Origin of the sequence: Sediminispirochaeta bajacaliforniensis DSM 16054, from assembly GCF_000378205.1 — a bacterium.
GTDB lineage: Bacteria > Spirochaetota > Spirochaetia > DSM-16054 > Sediminispirochaetaceae > Sediminispirochaeta > Sediminispirochaeta bajacaliforniensis.
In genome coordinates this window covers 53157-76219 of the sequence record NZ_KB899419.1, presented here as the reverse complement: position 1 = coordinate 76219, position 23063 = coordinate 53157, and the positions used below count along the sequence as shown (strand labels likewise).

Sequence of the window (23063 nt, the reverse complement as noted above, 5' to 3'; positions counted from 1 at the left end):
GGTTTTGCTCACTTCGGGCGATTAGCTCAGCTGGGAGAGCGCCTGCCTTACAAGCAGGATGTCGGGGGTTCAAGTCCCTCATCGCCCATATAGACGATCTATCTTTTTCCAGTCTTCCCGATGCTGCCCATACATCGTATCCCAAAACGATCAACGCTGCCCTCTCCCCAGAGAGTGGTCACTCGGTGGTTATAGGGGTACGTATCCTGTGGATGAGCACAATCATGGGAATAAAATAACGTAACAAACCCATAGGAATATCCCATTTCAAAATTGTAATTGATAAACGTAGGATTATAGTTCAAGAAGAAATTATACATCGAGCCATCTGAAAACAAGCCTCTATTCTGTAACATCTGGACCGTCATTGATCCCCCGACATAGAAACGTTCAAAAAACCAGCAGTATGGGCTAAGCTCAATGTATGTCACATCAAAATCATAAACTGAAAGATATTCACGCTCTTTGTCAGTTTCCATTTCGCCAAACTTCCCGTTGGCCATTCCTGTCTCAAACAGAAACTCGAATCCTAACCACTGTGAGTACATTGGGGATGAAAGAAGGGTGATTATGGTGATGAATAGTAACTTTCTCATACTGCTACCTCTTCATAGCCTTCTTTATAAGCATCGATGATGTGGCGAAGTACTTCAACAATGTATGGTACTATCAGCAATGCTCCCCATTGGAGGACTAAAAATATCCGGGCTATTCAGGAAATAGCGATGTTTTGAGACCTTGACTATAGAGTCAAATGGTAGTAACATTTAGTTGGTTTTTACGTACTAACTTTTCACCCATTGTGTCCGCTACTGATCCGGTAGCGGTTTTTTCTTCGGTAGATGAGTTTTCTTGTGTAGATAGATAAATCTTCATTTATCGCCTGAATTTCTTGTTTTTTGTATCAAAACGTAGTACTTTTTAGTTGGCTTCTATGTACCAACTTCCTACCTAGGGTGGCCGCTACCAATTTGGTAGCGGCCTTTGTATTTTCGACCCTGAGTGTCATTCTCCGCAGATAGTAATCGTTCCCAAACAAGCGGCTTAATGGTTTTTTCAGCAAGCCGCATTTACTCTATATAACTTGCTTTGTCCTATCGAACATGTATAATAATAGCAATCATAGAAAAATTTAAAAATCAGGAGAGCATGATGGCAGATTATACAAAGCTTTCGCTTGCACAAGCAATTCTTGCGTCGGTAGATTCCATTATAAAGGCTCAAATACACGCCTCCCGTTCTTTTCTCAGTTCTATCCTTCAAATGGGATTTGGACATCAGGGGCTTGATGATGAAGGCAATATACTAAATGATGAAAACAAATCGGATAATCTGTACCGGCTTGAGTTTATTCAGGAACGTGAAATCAATGGAGAAATAAAAAAATACCGGGTAAGCGTTCCCACCCTCGCGGCTCTTCCCATGAATCCCCTCATGATCCATGATGCGCAAATTGACTTTAAAATGAAGATTACCAGTATTGAGCCTGAAAAAATCTTCGGGATCGGAACCGAAGAGGAAATGAGGACCAAAGACAAAAATAAATGGCATGCGGGCAAACGTCCTTGGTTTCTGGTGGAAGAGCCAAAGAGCTTTATCGGAGAAATCAGAAATGAAAACGAAAAAAGCGACTGCGGCTTTATAGGGGTCAAGATTAATATTGGGTCAATTGATGTTCCCGATGCCTTGGGAACATATATTAATGCACTGAGCGAGTTTAGTATTGCTGAACCGCTTGATGATCAAGGAGTAGAAAATGTCTGATACATCACCAGTACCAAAAGATGTCTCAAAAACTACAAAGGCTTTACGTTCCCTGCCTCTCTCAAAGCTTATAGGAGATCCGCTGATAGCGGCAGCCAAGGCGCATGCCGAACTTTCAAAGATGAATCTTGAGACCATCAAGAAATACGCTGAAACTGAGCCTCAAAAGCTTGATTTTGATTTTACAGATGAAAACGGTGCCACGAAAAAGGTCACGGTATCCGTCCCGTTGCTGGCCCTGGTTCAGCCGCCGCTTCTAAATATTAACAAGGTTGTTAACGAGTTTACGTTTGATGTGTCCACCCTTCAGGATGAGACTCAGCAGACAGACGGAAGCCTTAAAGGGAACGCCAGCGTGGGCGGAGTACTGAGTTCTTTTGTAGATCTCAGTCTTTCAGGCAGCCTTAGCCAGAACACAACAAGGAAAAATAGCTATTCCGAGCGCGGAAAACTCAATATCAGGATTGAAGCCTCCGGGGCCGAACCAACGGAAGCGCTTAAAATGATAGTGGAATCTTCATTAACCGCCATAACAGTAAAATAAGCAGATGGCGCCGCCGGATGATAATATTGAGATCCTGATTCGTCTTATACTTTTCCCGGTGCTGAAAAGCGTTGAGGGCCTTCATTGCAGACTATCGCAGTCGGACCAGTTTAAAAACACGATTTTTCCTGTACACTATCTTGGCCTGAATAAACTGGAACTGATTGTGCCTGTATGCTATTCCATGATTCGTTTCATTCTGCTCAGACAAAAAAGATACAGGTACCGGCTCAAAAAAAGGCCATTCTCCAAAAAGCAGGAACTCTGTCTTGTTCTGGATAGAAACACCATGGGATGGCTGGTTGCTTATCGATTCAGAACCGAAGAACCCAATGCTGGAAAACGTTTGTTTTTGACATGGGCCGAGTTCTGCTGAATACTAAAGAACTTCCCCATACGTGACAGACCATCTTCCTTCTGTATGGGACCTGTCCCCATTGTCAATAACAGAGTAATCTGTCCTGTACTCGGCTATCCATCCTTTTTCAGCATGTTCCTGCATAATGGCAGGATTTGGATGTCCATGCCTTGATCCATTTGCCGAATAAATTACAGTGCCGTTTTTATCGGCAGGCACAGGAAGGTGTTGTTTTCTGTCTCCAGTGGAAGGAGGCAGAGCATATTCACCGCCATGATGACAGGCCTGCAGATAGTGAACCTTTTTCTGGGCTATCGGAATCCCCGAATACGTGCAATCTCCTGCTAAAAGCAGTGATCTAAAAAAATTTCCGCTTATATCAACAAGTTGGATTTTCGCATAAATTCCGTGATGGTGAGCATGTTGTCCATCCTTGCTGGGACGCCCCCTTTCATTTACAGGATTAAAGGCATCAATTTTACCGTAAGCCAGATAGGGATTCTTATCTATTTGATAAACAGTATTATCTGCCGGGAACACATTCTTTAATACCGTCATACACGCTCCACTTCCCCTGATCTTCCTGGCTATAAGAATAGGCACAGGTGAGGACTCTTCAGGCACATACCATCTGGACCATTGCCAAAAGGGATTATACTCTGGTAAAAAGAGATGTCTGGCAATACTGATATGATCCGCATGCCAATGGGAGATAATAATAACTTTGGCAGGACGTTGTCGCAGCTCCTCCTTGATGTTCTCAAGATTGGCAGCGGCATAGGGAAAATTCGCCCTAACATGGGCATTACCTCTTTCTACATCATTGAATCCGAAATCAAAATAGCCCTCGATGCAATTGGGTACCCAGATATCTAATCCTTTGGAAAGCCTTGCCGAATGTAATCCGACACATAAGGCAGCACCGACATAATAAAACGCCGCTCCCCAAAAACGAGCTTCGGCTGAAATTGTTTTTAGCATTCCGCCATCAGAGTCGGCAGAAGAATCTATTCCTTCAGAATTCTTTATAGCAAAGAGTTTCTCAAGCGTTCTGCTGTCTTCCTGATCTATTTTTGAAATCATGCATGTTGAAGGCTCAGGTACATCAACCGGTATAAAAGGCTCCAAGACGCAGGCAAAACTGATGCCTTTTTCAATCCGGTACCAGCTGTTTAATTCAAACTGCTTTGCTTCCGCGGGGACATCAAACCAGACGGTAATGTAATATATGGCCTCCCCGTCCCCGAAATGCTCAAGCTTTTTCTCATAGAAGAGCTCCCCTTCCGTCCCGTGTTCCAGATAGTGATCAAGGAGAAAAGCAAAATTTTCATCATCAGTGTGTTTCAGTGCCTCCCTATCCCGTCTCAAAAAGGCGGAAACCTTTTCCGCTTTTATAGCCTCGAACTCAATGCCGCTTCGCATTTTCCCTTCATCTTCGTACACATACCTGGAGGCATATGCGGTACAGCTCCAATACTGGTCATTTTTACTATTGTTCATTTTTGCAAATGCTCTATCAGCCTGTCAAACTCTTCTGTAAGTTCCTGTACTTCAGCGCTTAATGGTTCCTCACCTTTGGAAGACAGCACAAAATTATTCTGACTGTCAAAATCGCCGGCCCATATTCCGTTAGCCGCAAGCCATTGCCCTTTGCCCTCGGTGATCAGACTGTATACCTTGTCATTATAAGGCACCGTATAATTAAAAAGAATCTCATCTTCCGTACCATCCTGACAGAGCAATGCCATTCCAGGCCTTAGATCTTGTGCCCGGACAGGGCCTTCTGTTGTTTTAAGAGGATGCGTAGCGCTTAGTCGAATAAGCTTTTGTCCTTTTGTGCGTATACAGTAAAGTTCTTCTTCGTCACCAGAGACTACATCCCTTACAGTGAGTATTTCCCCATTCTCACTCATTACCTGAGCTCCCTGTTGGATTTCGGTGACAGCCATTAGACTTCCATCAGCCATGGAAACCAGGGTATCTTTTGAAAAACAGCCCCACTTAATATACACATACGGCAAACAAAGATTCGTATCATCTGCCGACTCATAATAACGTTGCCCCATTTCCAATGTGTTTGTGGAATAAATACAAATTCCTACATCCTGTTCTTTTTTAAAACCTGCAATTTGAACCGTGAAAAAGAACGAAAACAAAAGCGCAATATCCGCATCATGGGCTGAAGTATAGTCGCTTATATCAAGGTTGTGATTCCAGTCTTCATTTAGCTCAAATTCCACTACCTGCGGATTGTCCTCCGATATTCTAAAACAGGAGGCTATTTGTTCCTGGGTATAACTATAGGGGCAGACGCCTTTTCCTTTGTACTGTAGCTCCGGTGTATGGCTCGAGCTTTTTGTACTATACCTTAGAGGTTTAAAATCGTCGCTAAATGTTATCGTTCCCTTTACAGGAAAGATTGTTTTGACGCTGTCCGTTCCCGAGATAATCTTATTATTAGGGTAATTATAATCAACGGTTTCTCCGTGATCCGGGCTTCTCGCGTACATCATGATAATCGGATTATTTCCCACATTTGATCTCGGGGCCTTAAGGTTCATATACACGACAGCTGAGGCGCTCCCCTTTGTTGTAAATTCATCGCTATATGCTTCAAGACTTTCCATGGTTCCGTCTTCTTTCAGGATAGCTGTGCTTTCAATAAAATTCTGTATCCTTTGCTCTCCAAAGGAAGCAATATCCTTAACATCCCGATGCTGAACGGTCTCATAATAATTTTCATTAGAAAGTTTTCTGAAAAATGTATGAATGATAGTGTCCTGTGTCAGGTTTTTCATATGCCCTGAAACGATGGCCCTGCTCCAGTCGGTATGTCCCTGAACTGATGTCGCGCCGCTTATCAGACCTTCTTCAGTTCCATCAAGCTGATTTTTTTTTACTTTATTATTACTTGCCGCAATCGAAATTGCTCCCGCAAAGGCCCCGCTTTGAAGCCCGTCAGCGGCCTCTTTCTCAGTTTTTTTTACCCTTTTATGTTTTGCTACAGTTTTAAGGTACGATTGATATACCTTTGGATATTCTTTCTTTAAAAAATCCTCGCCCCCAAGTTTGTCAAGGACCTTTTTTGCGTCTTTCGGATCTGAAAAATCCAGAACTCTTGATACATATTTTCCAGCCTGATAATCCATACACTATGCCTCCTCTTTTGTTTTTATAATAGTAAGTTTTCCCCTGCCGCCGTCCTGACCGTTCTCGCCTTTACGCCCTTTTCTGCCGGTCCGTCCGTCATGTTCCCCATGGCCTCCGGCGCCGCCAGAACCGGCTCTTCCGGCCTCTCCTCCACATGAGCTTAATTCCTTTCCAGTTATTTTACTCGCGTTGCTCGTTTTATATTTTATGATCAGCTCTCCTCCGCTGCCGCCGGTCCCGCCGCATGCTCCGTCTCCGCCGTCTCCGCCATCGCCGCCGTCAGCACCGTAAGCCCCGTCTCCGCCGGAGCCACCGTCTCCTCCACGGCCCCCCTGGCCTCCACTGCCGCCACCATAAACATGCACGTTCAGCGAACTCTGAAGATCGTCTATAATGATTTCCGCTTTCGCTCCCGCGCCTCCGTCTTCTCCGCTTTGACCGGGGCTTCCAATACTCCCGTCAAACCCCTTCAAAATGATATCGGGATTGTCATTAACCTCACCATCATCTTCCTTTACCAGTTTTTTTATTCCGAAAGAACAATCCACAAGGATTTCAATACGTCCTCCACGTTCCAGTGTGGCACAGCCATACTGTCTGCAATAATCAGCATCCTGTATAATCAGCGGACACATTTTGCTAATAGTGATATCAGGGTAACTCATCTTTTCCTTCCTTAATATAATTTTTTAAACACCATAAAACGCCGCTCTTTGTTACAAGAAACGGCATGTTGTTTTTACTTCCGGTCCATGGGCGATAATCCTTATCCAGTTCCGGATGAAAGGGTGATACAGATTCCAAATCATCCACGCAGAGCATCTGTTCTGCTGTAAGCAGAAAAAGTTTTCCCTTTGTCGGGACCAGGCAAAACCACTCATCGTCTGCCACCTCAAGCCGACCTACATCAAGCCACTGCCTGTCTTTAGGCTTGATACGCCTTATCACAAGCTGATGCTCCCGGCCGTCATGCAGACCTGCATACAGATATTCCCGTAAAGGGCTTATATCGCATGCATCCACATCAGGGTATTTAAGATAAAAAACCAGATTCCATTTTCCCCCCATCATCTCCTCCGGGGTATAAAACAGAACCATCGGCCCCTCGGGATGCGCATAATAAGGCTGATCATGTATGCCTGAAAGTATTCCGCCAGTATCGTCGCCATCCGGCAAGGCATCAGTTATCTGCCATTTCCTTTGGGAAAAATCATAGGTTGCCGACTGAACAAATGTCGAGTTCTTGTTTTTTATGCCAAGCACCAAAAAAGTATCACCGACAACTGTGGTTGCGCAGCTTTTGAGGATCATGCCATCATACAGTTCGAATTTCGCCGTTTGCTGCCAATGTAATACATCCTCGCTTTCATACAAAATTCGGTTGCAAAATACATAACTTTTCCCCTTATACTCCCAAATTCTCCTGCCAGTATTCATGGTGTCCTTTGACAAATCGACGCCAGCTATCGTGCCTTCACATTTCCAGGGAGTTTTTTTCAGTGTCAAAGAGGCCATGGCCGCATAGGGGGTAAATCCGTCAAAGCCGCTGGCTGTGGCCGTAAAGGTTGGCGAGTGAGGGACCACCTTTTTGCTCCCAGAAACAGGAACTTCTCCAGGAGCCGGACTAATCTGTACCGACACGGCAGAGGTACCCTCCCAGCGCAGTGTCACCTCTTCTCCTTCATGATACCAGGTTGAATCCGCTGAGAACTGAATGGAAGGCTTCACGCAGCCAACCTTCTTTTCAGTCTGATCAGTTATCCCCATATCGTTTTCAGCCTTTAGAAGAAAGTTCTTTGGGGAATCAATGGTCACGTTCATGGAACCTTCGGTATCAACCTGGCCGATATCATCGATGTAACACTTTTTTACGTTAAGCACGCGCCATGAAAGTGTTGTCTCACCGCCAATCTCAACAGGCTCTGGTTCCGCCCTAAAATAGTCAAACGCAATCGGATAGCGTTTGTAGATGTTTACTGCCACTATTTTTGTGCTTACATCAGGAAAATTTACAACATATGCTTCAAGTGTCGCAGCGCCCTCTTTTGCCTCTGTGTAAAATCCGTTACTTCTGAAAGAAGCGCGATATGAATCCGGAAAATTGAAATCATCCGGCGGATAAATAATAAAACATTTATTTATGGCAGACCACTCCATTTCCCAGCCGTCGCCCTCAAGTGTTGTAAAACTTAGCTGTGCGGCAAGCTCGGCAGTACATAAGTCATCGATTTCATCGCCCAGGCCAAGTTTGATATAAATTGCCGCACCCGATCGTTCTTCCTTAATAAAACTCGTATCCTTAATAGCTTCCGCGTCATTATGGCCATAAGCCACAGGAACCTTTTCGAACTCAATGCAGAACTCATTGTCTAAGGTTCTTTCATGAATATATACAAGCTGCGGAGGAGTTATGCTGCATTTGATAATATAGTCAGAAGCGCTCATTTTTCCTGCTCCCTTCGCTTTAAAAATCCTTCGAGATACACCGGATTTGTGTCTGCAAATACATTCCTTGGTTCGCTGACAGGGCCTGCATCAGAATAAGCCTCTTGTTCCCGCCGATACCATGTCCAGCTTGTATTTTCTTTTGAAAAAAGAGGCAAACGAATAGTATCCATATCAGTGATGATCGGAGTAACCTCAAATGAGAAATCCAGTGTTGAAAGGACCTTTTCTACATGCTCAGGCAAAATGCTTCGTTTACATGACGGAAGTATTCCGGATCTAAAGACCGCTTCAGATCCGGCTTCCATAAGAAGTGAAAAACATGTATCCGAATTCCTTGCAGGTGATACACAAAGCCCGGAATCATAGTTTAAATAATCGGTTGCAACTGGTATTTTTTCAGTTTTGTATATGCAATGCATCGTTTTATACGGATCTTCCGAATCAGGGAAAAATCCCAATGCCCCATCCCTTGAACATGAACTATCGCCAATAAAAATTGGGACTTCTGTTTTTTCATAACCGTAGCTCTGTTTCTTTCCGAAATCTTCGGATTTTTCGGAATATGCTGGTTCTCCCAATATATCCAGTGACAGTCTCGCTCTTGCCAGCACCAGCGGGCGGCTCCATAAGGCAAAAATATCCTGGCAATCACTGTATGTACAGATTGCCGCCATCTTCTTTTCAATAACATACATGAACCCGTAAAAGGCAGGGTCTTTGTTGTCGTTATACTGAAGCAGCGCCTTTAAAAACTTTCTCGTGTGTTCACATTGAAACGATACACTTTCAAAATCGGACGCTTCTCCCGGAGCGCTGCCCCAGCGAACCTCTGGAAGTGATTCGCGGTATACCAGTTTTAATCTTCCCTTAAACAGACCGTTCGATTCATATACCGACAGGGCATGATTCAGAAAATCAGGATATAGAAAGCAACATACCGGCGAGGTTGAAGGATCGATACAGCTGACAATATCAGGATCATCACTGCTAATCCAGTCAAAATTGAGCCTGGCCCCCTGGATAAAACGGGGAGGAAACATCCCCTTACCTTCAATATCATGAAGCAATTCTTCGGAGAAGAAGGTTTTTTTGAGGGTTGAGGCGACACGCTGGCGAATACCGAAAGAATTGACAATATTCACATTATTTACCCGTAAAAACCCAGCCCTTATCGGATAGAATGGAATATCGAAGGCAAGCGTCATAGGCAATGCATCTTCCATCCTGGGAATAATCTCTCTGGTAACGTCAGCGTCATCATCTTTTTCAATAATAGGCAGCTGTAAGGTTTCCTCCAGAGAGAGGAACTGTGTCCATAATCCGCTTAATTGTTGTGACAAAATCGCCAGATCTTTGGTCTTTTCGACTGTTTCTTTCAGCTTTTTGTACAGTTGTTCATCTGATTTATAACGCTCTATATTCTTTTTAAACACGTACTCAAGGAGCAAAGTCGAATGAGGAGTCAGGATCGTTCGTCCGGTATAGCTAGTTTCCGGTGTCGGAGGATTACCTGAATATTCATAGTCCATATCGGAAAACTGCCACCCATTAAAAGAGTTCTCAGGCTGGATTGAGGTTCTTGTAGGCGACCATATCATACTCCATTCCATAAACAGTGAAATCCAGGGCTGCCGCCATGGGGCATATCCAATGGGTGAAGGCGCCAGCCCCCTGGCGTTCAACTCTTGTACGCCTTTTTTTTTCTCAATCTCGGCCAATAGATCAGGACTTAGGCAGACGACTTCGCAAAAGAGGTCCTTATATTCCGGGGGTAAATTTTCTGATATATCGCAATACGATAAAATATCCTTTTCCTCCAGACACAGGTCCGTTCCGTCCAGGCCCTCAATCAAAGATGTTCTGCACAAGAGCGTGCCGTCTTTTGCAAAGCGTCCGTCTTCACCATAGGCATACTGACGGCTGATACCGGCGCCACCGAATAATAAGACAGGAGGCTTTGCATGATAAAACGGCTCCCTAACCGCTTTTTCCAGAATTATTCTGTCCTTTACCGGTGCAATAATGTCTTCAAGTGCCTTTTCAGCTTTTTTTACATCATGCTCAGCGTCCTCAATATTGCTTTTTAGCTTGTCAATGGTATCGCATAAACGCCTGATTTCTTTTTCAATGTCTTCTTTTGAGGGCGTTGTTTTTTCCCATGGAGCCGGAGGCTCTTCAATCCTTCTTACATATCGCTGCCAGCTGCTGAACAAGCGCTGTCTTTCTGATTGGAGCGCATAACAAAGACCGTCATAATCGGCCTGGGCCTTGTTAAGCAGGGTAAGTTGTGTGCCTGTACCCTTTGGGATTCTCACTTTCGGCCCAGATTCATCATTATCCGTGCCCTTCAGGCGAATATGCCATAGGGATCCCCCTTCTTCCGGCTCAAATTCTTTGGCATGAATGTGGTTTTCAACCTCTGCCACAGCATCAATGCCTTCAGAATAATGTAACAAGTCATATTGCATCATTGTCAAAAAACGCTCCAGAACATCCTTTTTCTCATCGCACAACTGGTTTGCTATCAGGGAGGACAATGCCTCAACGGAAGTATTTCCTATCGCTATATTAATTTCACCTGTCGGTGTGTTCGAAGGATACTCAGCCTTTACTCCCCGCCACGGCACTGTGTGGACCATGCCATGACAGATCATCTTCTCAGCCTGAGGTCCTGACACGGACCAGCAATTCTCCGTCACATATTGATTGTATTCCCCCTCGCTGAGGTGATATAAAGGGTCATTTTTTTCATCCGCATAATATCCCATTACAAAATAGGTCAGGTCACCGGAAGCAACGTCTTCCAGCTTGTCATGAAAGCCGAAAACAGTGCGGCAACTCGGATAGTATGCTGCAAAACTTGAATCTCCAGGCCCGATGGCCGTCAGTTCTTCAAGATACGTGTCTCCTGCTGCGGGCGATTCCTCTGTGGGGTAAGAGCGGCCAATGAATCGATAGGGAAAATCCTTATCCGATAAGAAAGGAACTGTTACACTGTTTTTATTATCAAGCCCCAGATAGTCGCTTTCAACTATCCAGCTTTTACTTTGTATCTTACTGCCTGTGAAAAGCCTTGTAACCAGCCAGCGGTTGGGTACACGCGGATACTTCAAACTTCCCTCTTCCAGAGTAACGGCATGAGTCAAAGCATCGGGAAGAATAAAATGCAAATGAACGCCGGCTTCCAGCGGAACGGAAGTCTCAAATGCCCTGGGCTCCAGTTTTCCGCCCAGCTGAGTTTTATTTTTCAGTTTTGTATAATCCGGTGCAATGGAAGCTATCTCTTTTTGCTTGCTGTTTTCGTTATTTGTCATATAAGCCTCTATTGCCATGGGGACAAACAGAATACTCATTTCATTTTCCTTATGTTTTATAACCACAACTTTCAAAGTTTATAGTTATTGGAATTCCCTCCATATTTAAATTCACATTCTCCGGCTACTGAAAGCATTTCCAAAGCCAGCTGGGGAGATTCGATAGTGTTTGCGTCTATATCAAGAGCCTTTGCCAAAGATTTCCTTAGTTCCGATATTCTGACTCTTCCGTTGCTCTCCGTTGGTACGGTTAGGCTTACTTTTTTCTTTGTCCCGGCCTGGTATAAAGGTTCACCTTCATGTCCTTCGTCAACTCTTCGTATATCCATTTTTCGGTCCAGGCCCCTGGTGCCAAAATGCAGGGCCTCTTTTGGTTCATACATTTTTACCACATCAATTTCTCCTTCAAAAATGCAGATAAGCAGCTTGTCCGAAAGTTTTTCCATCCGAAGAATGTCCCTTGGCGCATCTTCATAAAATCCCTTTACCTCAATTCCTTTCCAGTTTGAAACCAGATCAGATCGCATAAAAAATCCGGACAGCACCGAATTACTGTCTGCCGTCAGCGGTACATTTTTACGTCTATGATTCGGGTGCATCTTTGAAAACCGTGGTATACGGATACTTTTTTTTGCATTCATATACTGACGTGGCAGATTTTTAGCGGAGTAAAGGGCCTCATCCTTTGTCGAGATGCCGATACTGGTCGCTCCCTCAACCAGCGCCTGTGTCCACAGTGGATCAACAACAAAAAAACGTATAGATTCCATCGGCAGCTCTCTCTCGTCTGAGACCAGATAGGCCAGCGGGACTTCTCCAAGTAAAATAAGCTCTCCCAGCCAGTTACTAAGCTGCTCAGGAATTGGCAGAGAGGTAGTATCAGTGACTTCAGAAATTTTGAACGCTGATTTTTCAGATCTCCAGCTTTTCATGTTTACTTTCCTTCTTTACTCTCTCTTACATCAGTTTTGGGCGATCCGCTGGCTGTTGACAACGGCGCAACCAGTTCATCTTCCAGCAACTGTTTGAAAAGCTTGTGCGCGCAATAATCAACAATATCACCCTGTTCCGCCTTCAAACCGAGACGCATTTTATTTTGAAAGACTATCTTGTTTGCCTCTATATGGAATTGCCGCATACCCTGCTTTTTCCATGCAAGAAGCGCGGCCGCCATAGCCTTGTTTTTCAGAATCAAAAGACGGCCTAATTGCCAGGCTGCGGCATACGACAAATCCATAATACCGTGTTCCGGATCATAGATAATCCAGCCGTCCGCTGTTTGTTTTGTTATTTGTTCCGTCTTTTTTGCCGGATACGGGATCAGCGGCCCGCGATATAAGGAAACCGTCTTCTCACCTGTTCTTGTTACATGATAAAGAGGAATCTTTCCACGCTTCAGGAGTTCGGTCGCAGACAGGGCAAGCGGTCCACTCTGGATACTGGTAATGATATTGCAAAAATCCGCATCCCCCTTTTCCGTGGAAAAAACACTCCAGCTGTACAATGACACAAGGCGTATCTTTGCATAGGGCTTTAGCGCTGAATACCTTGCCCCTTCCGGAAGATATCCGTCATAGCCTTCCAGTGAAACAAGATGCATGGTGTTTTTTTTGAAATCCTCTTTTCCTGACGGAATGAAACGATTGGAAACAATCACTGAAAAATATCCGTCATGAGATACAAGGTCATCTGACGTATCATAGAGATCAACTATTTTTACATGGGCAAGAAGTTCTGCTTCACTTTCTCTGGGCATAACAGCCTCATAGAGATCAGCGGGCAAATCCAGAATCGTGCAGCCGTCTTCCGGTTTTTCCGTACAAGCCGGCATGCTTTTAAGCGGATAAAATGTATCGTTGGGACAGTTGAACAAATCCTTGATGGCAATTTCCTGCTCTGATTCGAACTCGTCATCTGAAAGGCAGATGAGCGCGAACCATGGCCGTTCCGACATCTCCCAGGGATAGCTTTTATTTTTGAATGTTATATGCGCCATTGAAGTTCCATAGTTTCCGCATGCGTTTACATGAGGATAAAGGGAATGTATTTCTTCCTCGGGAACGGAAAAATGGGCTCCTTTTACACAAAAATCCATTTGCGCATGATAGGAGTCAGATTCTGGAGCTGTCACATTCTGTATAGCCTCAACGGTATACTCTCCGTTTTTCAGGGGTGGAAGATATGCCTTCATCATTTTAAAGCATTCGTTTTTGTCACTCACAGCAATACCCCCAGTATCATTTCCTCGGAAAATATGTTATCCGCTTCTTCCGCCATTTTTGACAGATCAACCGTAAAATCGAAATCAAAACCGGCCGCATTGAGGCCTTCAATCCATCCATGCCTTTTATGTTTTATCTCATCCTTCATGACTGTCCCGGAAAATTCTTCAATGGCATCTTCCTGGCTGTAAGGTGGCAGTTGCCATGTGGGGTTGAAGGTAAATGTCCTTTCAATGCACGAATATACGGATAACCGGTTTAGATCGATAAAGCCCGTTTTGGGGAATATGCTTGTCTGATGTTCCTTCGGATAAAGACGAAGCCCCACAGCTACATTTTTAAGGAGTGCATCCCCTTTCTTTGTCATGCCCCAGACAGCATTCGGAAGATTATCATAAACAGGCTCGACCACCCATTCTCGGGACTGACCCGCGGCATGTTTACATGTTACGGATAATGTTGACAGAAGCCTTTTTCCTTCACCCATCGGCAAAACGCCTGCTTCCGGCATTTCCTTGTTCAAAGGAACAGCCGTATCATCAAGCTCAATTGCCGTAACAGGAACTGCCGACTTAATCAAAAGTTCCATTCCTGTTGACGAGACTATCGGAACCATTTCCGATCCGCTCTGCTCCTCACCGCGCTGGCCATTGCTTAGCGAAAGGGACAAGGGCAGCGCCCGGTCGTCTTCAGAGAAAGCCACTTCCGGCTGCTGCTCAGCCACACGGCCAGACTTCTTTTGGGGAAGAAAGGAGTGGCGGAATTCTGTCCAGGCAAGAGGCGGGGGCTCCTTCGATGCGCCTGCTCCGAATCCTATTGTAAATGAAATGATATAAAGAGATATATGTGCCTTACCGCTAAACTCCGGTCCCCAAATCTGAAGCCCTGCCGAGAGTTCCACTTTTATTGTTTTATGAACAAAGAGAATATGAACTTTTACCGCAACCCCGAAGCAGGCAAATATTTTTGCTTCATAAAAAAAGGGCTTCCATGCTATATAAAAATCTGCTTCCACGGTAAACCATGCCCTGACGCATCCTTTTTTATAAAGAGCACAGAAACGTCCTCCTGCCATTAAAACAGAGGGCGTCAGGGCAAAATACATATCGCCGCTCAGGTTTACATGTGATGTCACATCCCATGTAAACCCGACCCTTGGAACATCAGGATAATGTGCTGGCCTTTTATAAAGCGGATGATAGCCGCCCAAAGTAACAACAAAATCCCCGGCATGTTCTCTCAAGAACCAGGTATAAAAGGCAAAACCTCCTGTCAGTTTACATTTTTTCGACAGGATGTATGATTCAGAAGTCAGTTTCGCCATTACGGAGAACAGTCCGGCTTTGGGATCGAATGAGGCCTTCAGTACCAACTGCGCGTAAGCAAGCGGGTCATTATCACGCTTCATATGAGGTGGTATGCTCATCTGTGACAGCCCAAGCAGGTTGACTTGTGTGTGATTTCCGAACGTAAAGGTAAGCAGAGCGAAGGATTCAATCATCTCAAAAGAGGTAAATGTAATTCCCGCCGCAAGAAACGTCTGCCCGTTTTCAATCCGCAAATAATCCTTCAGCTTTTCCAGCATCTCTTCTTTCTTCAGGTTCCCCATGGCGGCGCTGACCAGCGGAAATTTGGATATGCTGTCAATTACCGGAATGTTTACATCCATATTGTAAGCAAAACTTGCGGCTATACCAGTTACAAAGAAAACAGGCGGACCTCCGAAATTTTTGTTTATCAAAGCGGATACAATAAACGCGTTTTTGCTATAGGTTCCTACCGCAAATAATGCAAAATCTCCTGTTTTAACGAGAAGAGTGCCGTCATAACTTTCCGCATCATGTAATGTAGATTTCAGGAAAGATCCGCTGATTGCCAAGGTACCGCTGTCATAGCTAATCTTGATTCCTGACAGATGAAAAGAGACATCTCCGGGGGAAGAGAGGTTAATACCTAATCCTATTCCAAGCAGTGACAATCCAATAGGCTTCGACGTCAGGGATGCGTCTAAAAGAAAGGTGATACTCCCGTCAATATATCCGATGCCAAGACGATACAGTTCAAAGATTCCAAAGGATTTATCCATCGCAAACCATTTGGTTAAACTTGCTCCGGATGGCTCTTGCAGCATCTGTTCCTGTTTGGCTTTGTTGTGGTATATCTGAAGAACAAAGGCCTTTTCGCACAGGCTGCCCAGAAAGGCGGCTCCTGACAGGGTTTCCTTTGCCTGATTATCCTTTGATGATGCAAAGAGCTCCAAATTCTCAATGGCGACCTTGTCAAGCACATGCAGATATGTTCCGACAAGGGGAAGCCTTGATAGACTTAGTGCATTTTTCAACTGTATGTCTATTTCATAATCTTCATCGCTAACAGTAAGCCGGATTTTGTCAAATTTATCGGATGTAACTTGAATCGCAAGTTCCTTTGCATCAAGATCATACCTCATTTCGACGCCTGAAATGGCAAAATCAAGATCTGAAACCACCTGCGGTATATCCTGCACGCCAAAATGCTTTACAATTTTAACAAGGGATAGCGTTTCTTTTTCCGAAACCGGCTTCCACTTGACCGCCACGGTATTTCCCGGACTTACAGTATCAAAATCATACGCGACCGTAAATTTGCTATCTCCAATATACAGTTCCCCGCTAAACTGCCCTGAGCACGTCCTTTTCTGCTCCTTGAGTGTGGATTGCATCCGGATTTCCGCATTAATTTCAAAAAGTTTTTCTAAAATGGAAGCAGAATCTTTGGAAGTTATTCTACTCTTTGCCTTTGCTGAGAACGCTTTATCCGGCACATTAAATTCTATTTGAATATCATAAAGAGAAATTTTGGGGATCGGCAATGAGGAGACGCCCGAAAAGTCAAGCATGTCGGTAAAACTAATCCATATTTCATCCAGATGGATTTCTTCATGTGGCAACAGTATTCCGGTAAACGTCCATCCTTTTTCAAAAGTATAATTCCCTCCCAGCTGCACAGATATATCCGAAATACAGATTGTTCCGATAATGGTAAATCCATTCACAGCCTTTTCTGATATGGTCTGCCTGTAGAATCCTAATTCGATTTCTTTCAAGCATAGGTTCCGAAGGCCAAAAAAATCCCAATCAGTATCTACAGAGACAGTCACAAAAAATTGACGGATCTGTTTCAGGTTACACGATGTGCCAATAGTCAATAAGCGTAGAATCAGATTCTTGCCATTGGCAATTTCTTTCGGGAAAACCGACATGTGGCGACTCATTCCGAATATGCTTGCAACATCAGATAGCGATGGTAAGGGACAGCCTTCATCGCCGACATCAACTCCGAAATTGAACTGATCCTCCATTGCCTGCATATACAAAGGTACTCTTGTCGTTCCAATGACAAGCTCACCCTTAATTGCATAGGAATAGCTCATATTTCGCTTATGCATGGCAATGCCAAAGGATTCGATAGCCAGGTTTTCGGTGATGGAAAACTTGTATCCGGTAGTCACCTCCAGTGTAAGATTATCCCATAAGTCCTTTCCTCTTTCCTCATAGGTAAAAGCAAGATTTTTTAGCGCCGTATCAGGAAGTATTTCCGCAGGGATGCCGAGATGAGCATAATGATCAAGGCCCTGTATTAGTGAACGTAATGTGTATGCTGCTCCTGTAAATGAATAGAGCCATTTGTGTGTTTCATAATCGTACCTACCGGTTGCCTGGAACTGTATTCCAGGAAGCTGAAGGCATCCGGAGGCATTGCCGCTGATATCGGCTTTTCCCGTGTGCTTTTGAAAAGATTTTTCAACATTCAGCAAAGAGAACATACCTTCCTCATCCAAAGGCATGTTCCAGGTTCTCGGCATGATGGCTGTAAAAGAACATAGTATACTCTGATCTTTGTCGTTTTCAAAAATAACTACAAAGGTTACCAGGCTTTGGCTGTCTATTACAGTATTGCCTTTCAGCTGTATTTTATCAGTAAAGCTCGAAACTACATTCTCCATTGTTAGAGACGTTAGCTGAAAAGCCTCTTTCAAAAGCGTTGAAATATCGTTTGTCGCTGTCGTTGTTGTATCGCTTAATAAAAAAGTGCTGTTTTTTATGTTTTTATCAATTCGTTCATAGATGCTTTTTAATTCCATTTTTATTTACTCTTTCTCTATCCTACCATGAAAATGACTTCTGAGCAAAAAAACAGATTACCAAGGCATGGTCAAAACCCGACACCGGAAATCAGCATGAGAAATTTTCGTGTCGGGCTTTCGTCAACAGGCAAGGCTCCTGTTCGGGTTAGCGGTGCCGCGTTCTCATATCACCGCTATATTTATTATGTATACTTTTATTGTTCACAAAATACCAACACTTTGATACATTGTAGCGATAAGGATGGCACTATGAAGAGGATTCTGAACCACAGCTTCGACGGGGAAAAAAGTTCTTTATTAGGATACTGGACTTCAGATTATTATGCAGTTCCAGAAAGTATCGTTATGGAATTTCAAAGTTGTGGAATCTTCAATCTATACAATGATTATCTAATTAAAAAGCAATATGCAACAGGTCGCTGGACCTTTGGCGATAAGGGGCTGCTGCTGCATGACACACTCTATACGGTGGCGTTTATCGATTCCTTTACCATAGAACTTGAAAGCGGAGACAGCAGGAAGTATTTATACCGGCTTGGTCATGAACCAGGTGGATATATCTTCGACAAGGCCCCCCATCAGCTTTCATTAGGAAGATACAACGGAGAATTTACGACCATTGAACCTCAGTTATTCTCCGTATGTGTAAGAAAGGGATCTTCATATAGGATTTTCTGGGAAGACAGCTGGCAGTCAAGTTCGGATGCCTGTTTTAATGGAGCCATAGAGATATCCGCTTATAAAGCTGACAAAGAACATGCCTATTTTACATCGGTCGACAGCAGAAAAAAGCGACCGCAATTCGTTGTTGCAATAGGAAATAGTATCTATTTTATCATTCATCCCCTCTTTCTGCTCAACGCCTATACAGGAACATACGCTCTTACGATTACGGAAACGGAGTCTACTCAGGCTTAGGATTCCGAGCACATATAGACTCCGTTACATCTCTCATACCAGCTTCTGAACGCATCAGGCGCCAAGGGCTGCGTAATGGCATATCCCTGAGCCATATCGCAGCCTATTGAATGAAGAAATGCATAAACCTTTTCATCCTCCACTCCTTCTGCAATTGCTTTTATCCCCATTTTATGGGCCAGATCAACCGCCACTTCAAGGATAACAGCGGCTCCCTTGTCAGCCGGGGAACGCATAACAAAAGATTGATCGATTTTTATGAAAGAGATGGGAAGTTTATGCAAGTATTGTAACGATGAATAGCCGGTTCCGAAGTCATCAACAGACATGATGATCTTCAAACCGGCAAGTTTCATCATCTCGGCAACCGTCTGCTCCATATCCACCATTAATGATCCTTCCGTTACCTCCAGTTCCAGCAATTCGGCACGTATACCGTATTGATCGATAAGCTTCGCAATAAAGTCGCTAAAATCGGGCTGAAGGAGGTTCCTGGTCGATATGTTTACCGCTATCGGAATCTGAATGCCACAGCGCTCCCATACGACGATCTGTTCCATCGTCTGCTTCAGAGCAAATTCCGTAATCATTTGAATTAATGTGCTTTGCTCTGCACGGGGGATAAACATGCCAGGAGGAATATTCCCGCGTGTGGGATGCGTCCATCGCATCAAGGCCTCGGCACCACAGACCATTCCGTCGGCAATACGAACCTTCGGTTGATAATGTAAAGAAAGCTCACAATGCTCAATTGCCTTCTTCAGTTCTCCAAGGGTGACAAGATTTTCCGTCGTGGCTGCCATAATCTCCGGGCTGTATGGGACGCTATCTTGCAACTTCTCTTCCGCAATGGTCAAAGCGGCCTCAGCCTCCTGGAGGTAGCGCTCCGGTGGTTCAAACACATTTTCACCTATTTCGGTAATCCCCATCCGGGAATCAACATGAATGGAAATCCCATTATATAGTATAGGTTCCCGTGAGGCAGAGATCAGGGTTCGCAGTGCCGCATCTTTATCCTCCATGTCCCCTGGAAACAGAAGAATTGCAAGCTGCCTCGTCTCAATTCGAAAGAGTTCTTTCCCCATGTCCATTTTCGAAAAACGAGACGCCAACTGCCGTACCGCCTCATCGATAACCGAAAAACCCAGGGTAGATTTCAGTTCCATGACATTTTCCAATGAGATAACGATAAGCAGAGCATTGGGTTCCAGTCGATCGAGCAATGCCTTGCGATTAGGTAATTTCGTTGAACAATCATGCAGAGAAAGCCATCGGAGATGCTTGATATAGGACGTTGCACTATCAGCGGCCAAGCCGCTAAGAATCCCAAACAAGAGGAAGAATCCACTTCGATAAAGCCAGTTTATCGCCAGCTGCTGTTCCCCTGTCGCCACCTCAATCGGCATAAAGGGACCGAGAGCAAGCCCTCCGACAAGAGCCGTTACAATCCCCCCTTTGATTCCGAAAACGAAACCGGCAATCAGTATAGGTAGGTACATAGAGTGTGAATACACGAATTTTATTCCACCGGTAACATAGACGAGTAAATACACCGATGCAACAAGCATTGCCAAGATCGGAACCATCCAAATCTTTATTGCATGCTGCCGTTTTTCAATCCATTCAAACAGGCATTTCATATCCATTACATACCACAAGAATCTAGTATAATGGTTCCGGAGGCCATCGCAAGCTTTCCCACCAGATCAAATAAAAAAGTAAATTTGCCATAGTATATATATTTTTATATATTACAGTACATTCAAAGATGGAGATGCAGATGCTTGAATCAGTTACGACACTCACGGAGTATTCGAAGCGAGTCGAAACCTCCCCCCTTTTCCTCGCCTATTTTACCGCCCCCGGTTGTGGCGTTTGCACCTCCATACGACCTAAAATCGAAGGATTACTGGCAGCACATCCCTCAATCGAATCCTGTATCATAGATATCTCGACTCAACAGAAAATTTCGGCCCAGCTTTCCGTCTTTTCCATCCCCGCCGTCCTTTTTTATGCCCAGGGTAAAGAAACGATCAGAGAGGCCCGCTATTTCAGCGTCGAGCAACTTGAAGAAAAGATAGAGCGTTATCAGGCCCTTTTAGAAGAATAAGTCTCATTGAATCCGATTCCCGTTTTATGGTATTATTGTCCATCGAATAGGATGGAGACGTATGGAAACAAGGCAAATGCGCAATATCGGCATCATGGCACATATCGATGCGGGAAAGACAACAACCACCGAAAGGATCTTGTTTTATACCGGGAAAAGCCACAAGATCGGCGAGGTCGACGACGGCGAAGCCATCATGGACTGGATGGAACAGGAGCAGGACCGCGGAATCACCATCACGTCCGCGGCAACCACGTGTTTCTGGAAAGAAACCCAGATCAACATCATTGATACACCGGGACATGTCGACTTCACAGCCGAAGTCGAACGCTCTTTACGTGTTCTCGATTCTGCCATTGCCATCTTCTGTGCAGTAGGGGGGGTGGAACCTCAGTCCGAAACGGTCTGGCACCAGGCCGATCATTATAAAATCCCAAGAATCGCTTATATCAATAAAATGGATCGCCTCGGAGCCGACTTTTTCGGTGTCATTGAAGAGATTAAAGAAAAATTAAAGGCAAACCCTGTCCCTCTCTATCTTCCTATCGGTAAGGAATCCGATTTCACCGGTATCATCGATCTCATTGAAGAGCAGGAAATAAGCTTCGAGCCGACGAACTACGGAAGTGAAATGCACCATAGTCCACTCTCGGAGGAGCACAAGGAACTCTGTGCACAGTGGAGGGAACACCTGATTGATCAGCTCTCCGCTTTTTCCGATGAAATAACAGAGCGCTATCTCGAGGGTGAAGATGTTCCCAAAGAAATGATCAAAGCGGCCATTAGGAAGGGAACTATCTCCAGAGAGATCATTCCCATTTTCGTCGGTGCGTCACTAAAGAATGTGGGTGTTCAGCCCCTTCTCGACGGCGTCGTTGATTATCTGCCCTCTCCCTGGGAAGCGCCTCCTATCGAAGGGCTCCATCTGAAACACGATAAAATGGTGACCGTTGCGATCGACGAGCAACAGCAGCCCCTGGGTTTGGTCTTTAAGATTCAATTCGATCGCGAAATGGGAGCTCTCAGCTTTGTCAGAATGTACAGCGGAACCCTGAAAAAGGGGCAGACCGTGTATAACATCACAAAACGAAAACGGGAACGAATTAATCGTATCTTGAGAATGCACTCGAATCGAAGTGAAGCGATGGATTCGATAAGTGCAGGGGATATTGCGGTCATCGTAGGGTTCAAACTTGCCCAAACGGGAGATACCATTGGTTCTGAAGGATACCAGGTTTCTCTTGAGCCGATGCAGTTCCCCGAGCCGGTCATCTCGGTCGCCATCGAACCGAAAACGGCGAGTGACCAGGAAAAGCTTCATAAGGTGCTCGATCAGCTGCATCGAGAAGATCCGACCTTTACGGTGCGGGAGAATGTGGATACGGGACAGCTTCTCATATCCGGGATGGGTGAACTTCACCTTGATGTGTTGGTGACTCGGGTCATAAAGGACTTTAATGTTGATGCGCGCATTGGAAATCCGCAGGTTACCTATCGTGAGTCAATTTCCAAAGAGCATATTCATACGGAACATTTCCATAAGGTTGTTTCGGGCAAGGAAACAAATGCAGTCATCACACTTAAGGTCCAACCTGTTAAGCAGGGGGCGGGAAACGTCTTTGAATGTCTTGTTGACGAAAAGGAATTCCCACGTGAATTTCGTGATGCTGTCCAGCGGGGAGTAATGAACGCCTTCGGTGGCGGTATCATGTACGGCTATCCCGTTTTCGATGTTAAAGTCACGCTCTTGTCTGTCGAGTTTGATGAAATGACTGCAACGGCCGCCGCATACGAGGCTGTAGGCTCTCTCGGCTTCGATGCTGCATGCCGTGACGCCGACCCGATCCTCCTTGAACCGGTTATGAAGGTTGATGTCATGTGCCCCAAGGAGTTCGTTGGAGAGGTCATGAGTCAGATAACCAGCAGAGGTGGTATGATTGAGAGTCTTGAAAGTAAGCAGTCAATCGAACATATCCGCGCCGAGGTTCCCATGATAAAGATGTTTGGCTACTCCACCAATCTTCGCTCCGTCACCCAGGGACGCGGAACCTTCGCAATGGAATTCAGTCATTTTCAGCCAAAGGAAGGCGGGATCTAGGAGATTCCACA

The 23063-nt window shown here is 44.8% G+C and carries 16 protein-coding genes and 1 tRNA gene; 7 read left to right on the top strand and 10 right to left on the bottom strand.

Going from position 1 to position 23063, the window contains the following annotated elements:
- The first annotated feature begins 15 nt into the window (after positions 1-15).
- Positions 16-88, top strand: a tRNA-Val gene (locus F459_RS0114135).
- 10 nt (positions 89-98) lie between these two features.
- On the opposite strand, the gene F459_RS0114130 is transcribed toward F459_RS0114135, so the two are convergent.
- Positions 99-596: a hypothetical protein gene (locus F459_RS0114130; protein ID WP_020613366.1), complete on the bottom strand. Its 498-nt coding sequence runs from the start codon at positions 594-596 to the stop codon at positions 99-101.
- Between the two features lie 556 nt (positions 597-1152).
- Here F459_RS0114130 and F459_RS0114125 point away from each other — a divergent pair.
- Genes F459_RS0114125 through F459_RS0114115 form a run of 3 tightly spaced genes read left to right on the top strand, consistent with a single transcriptional unit; the run spans position 1153 to position 2684 of the window.
- Positions 1153-1764 (top strand): DUF2589 domain-containing protein, encoded by a 612-nt coding sequence (locus tag F459_RS0114125; protein WP_020613365.1) that lies wholly within the window; start codon positions 1153-1155, stop codon positions 1762-1764.
- Complete coding sequence (locus F459_RS0114120) at positions 1757-2308, top strand: DUF2589 domain-containing protein (protein ID WP_020613364.1); 552 nt, start codon at positions 1757-1759, stop codon at positions 2306-2308. The genes F459_RS0114125 and F459_RS0114120 overlap by 8 nt, the downstream gene beginning before the upstream one ends.
- 58 nt (positions 2309-2366) lie before the next feature.
- A complete protein-coding gene (locus F459_RS0114115) occupies positions 2367-2684 on the top strand; it encodes a hypothetical protein (protein ID WP_154651695.1) in 318 nt (105 codons plus the stop codon).
- Between the two features lie 3 nt (positions 2685-2687).
- On the opposite strand, the gene F459_RS0114110 is transcribed toward F459_RS0114115, so the two are convergent.
- Genes F459_RS0114110 through F459_RS0114075 form a run of 8 tightly spaced genes read right to left on the bottom strand, consistent with a single transcriptional unit; the run spans position 2688 to position 17041 of the window.
- Complete coding sequence (locus tag F459_RS0114110) at positions 2688-4166, bottom strand: hypothetical protein (protein WP_020613362.1); 1479 nt, start codon at positions 4164-4166, stop codon at positions 2688-2690.
- A complete protein-coding gene (locus F459_RS0114105) occupies positions 4163-5815 on the bottom strand; it encodes a Hint domain-containing protein (RefSeq protein ID WP_020613361.1) in 1653 nt (550 codons plus the stop codon). Before F459_RS0114105 ends, F459_RS0114110 begins: the two co-directional genes overlap by 4 nt.
- Positions 5816-5818: 3 nt before the next feature.
- A complete protein-coding gene (locus tag F459_RS23260) occupies positions 5819-6481 on the bottom strand; it encodes a hypothetical protein (RefSeq protein ID WP_020613360.1) in 663 nt (220 codons plus the stop codon).
- Positions 6468-8261, bottom strand: coding sequence for a hypothetical protein (locus F459_RS0114095; RefSeq protein WP_020613359.1), 1794 nt, complete (start codon positions 8259-8261; stop codon positions 6468-6470). The genes F459_RS23260 and F459_RS0114095 overlap by 14 nt, the downstream gene beginning before the upstream one ends.
- Entirely contained in the window at positions 8258-11617 is a 3360-nt protein-coding gene (locus F459_RS0114090; protein ID WP_020613358.1) for a hypothetical protein, read from the bottom strand. Before F459_RS0114090 ends, F459_RS0114095 begins: the two co-directional genes overlap by 4 nt.
- A gap of 32 nt (positions 11618-11649) precedes the next feature.
- Positions 11650-12510 carry a hypothetical protein gene (locus F459_RS22390; RefSeq protein ID WP_051086176.1) on the bottom strand — a complete coding sequence of 287 codons (861 nt, stop codon included), beginning with the start codon at positions 12508-12510 and terminating at the stop codon, positions 11650-11652.
- Between the two features lie 2 nt (positions 12511-12512).
- Positions 12513-13799, bottom strand: a complete 1287-nt coding sequence (locus F459_RS0114080) for a hypothetical protein (RefSeq protein WP_026295038.1) — start codon at positions 13797-13799, stop codon at positions 12513-12515.
- Positions 13796-17041 (bottom strand): DUF6603 domain-containing protein, encoded by a 3246-nt coding sequence (locus F459_RS0114075; RefSeq protein WP_154651694.1) that lies wholly within the window; start codon positions 17039-17041, stop codon positions 13796-13798. The genes F459_RS0114080 and F459_RS0114075 overlap by 4 nt, the downstream gene beginning before the upstream one ends.
- 1134 nt (positions 17042-18175) lie before the next feature.
- Between F459_RS0114075 and F459_RS0114070 the strand changes: the two genes are divergently transcribed.
- Entirely contained in the window at positions 18176-18844 is a 669-nt protein-coding gene (locus F459_RS0114070) for a hypothetical protein (RefSeq protein ID WP_020613356.1), read from the top strand.
- Here the strand turns inward: F459_RS0114070 and F459_RS0114065 are convergent.
- Entirely contained in the window at positions 18841-20490 is a 1650-nt protein-coding gene (locus F459_RS0114065; RefSeq protein WP_020613355.1) for a putative bifunctional diguanylate cyclase/phosphodiesterase, read from the bottom strand. The genes F459_RS0114070 and F459_RS0114065 overlap by 4 nt on opposite strands.
- A gap of 134 nt (positions 20491-20624) precedes the next feature.
- Between F459_RS0114065 and F459_RS0114060 the strand changes: the two genes are divergently transcribed.
- Both F459_RS0114060 and fusA read left to right on the top strand, forming a co-directional pair.
- Positions 20625-20954, top strand: a complete 330-nt coding sequence (locus F459_RS0114060) for a thioredoxin family protein (RefSeq protein WP_020613354.1) — start codon at positions 20625-20627, stop codon at positions 20952-20954.
- A 61-nt stretch (positions 20955-21015) separates the two neighbouring features.
- The gene (gene fusA, locus F459_RS0114055; RefSeq protein ID WP_020613353.1) at positions 21016-23052 is read left to right on the top strand and encodes an elongation factor G; all 2037 of its coding nucleotides are present in this window, start codon (positions 21016-21018) and stop codon (positions 23050-23052) included.
- Positions 23053-23063: the final 11 nt, after the last annotated feature.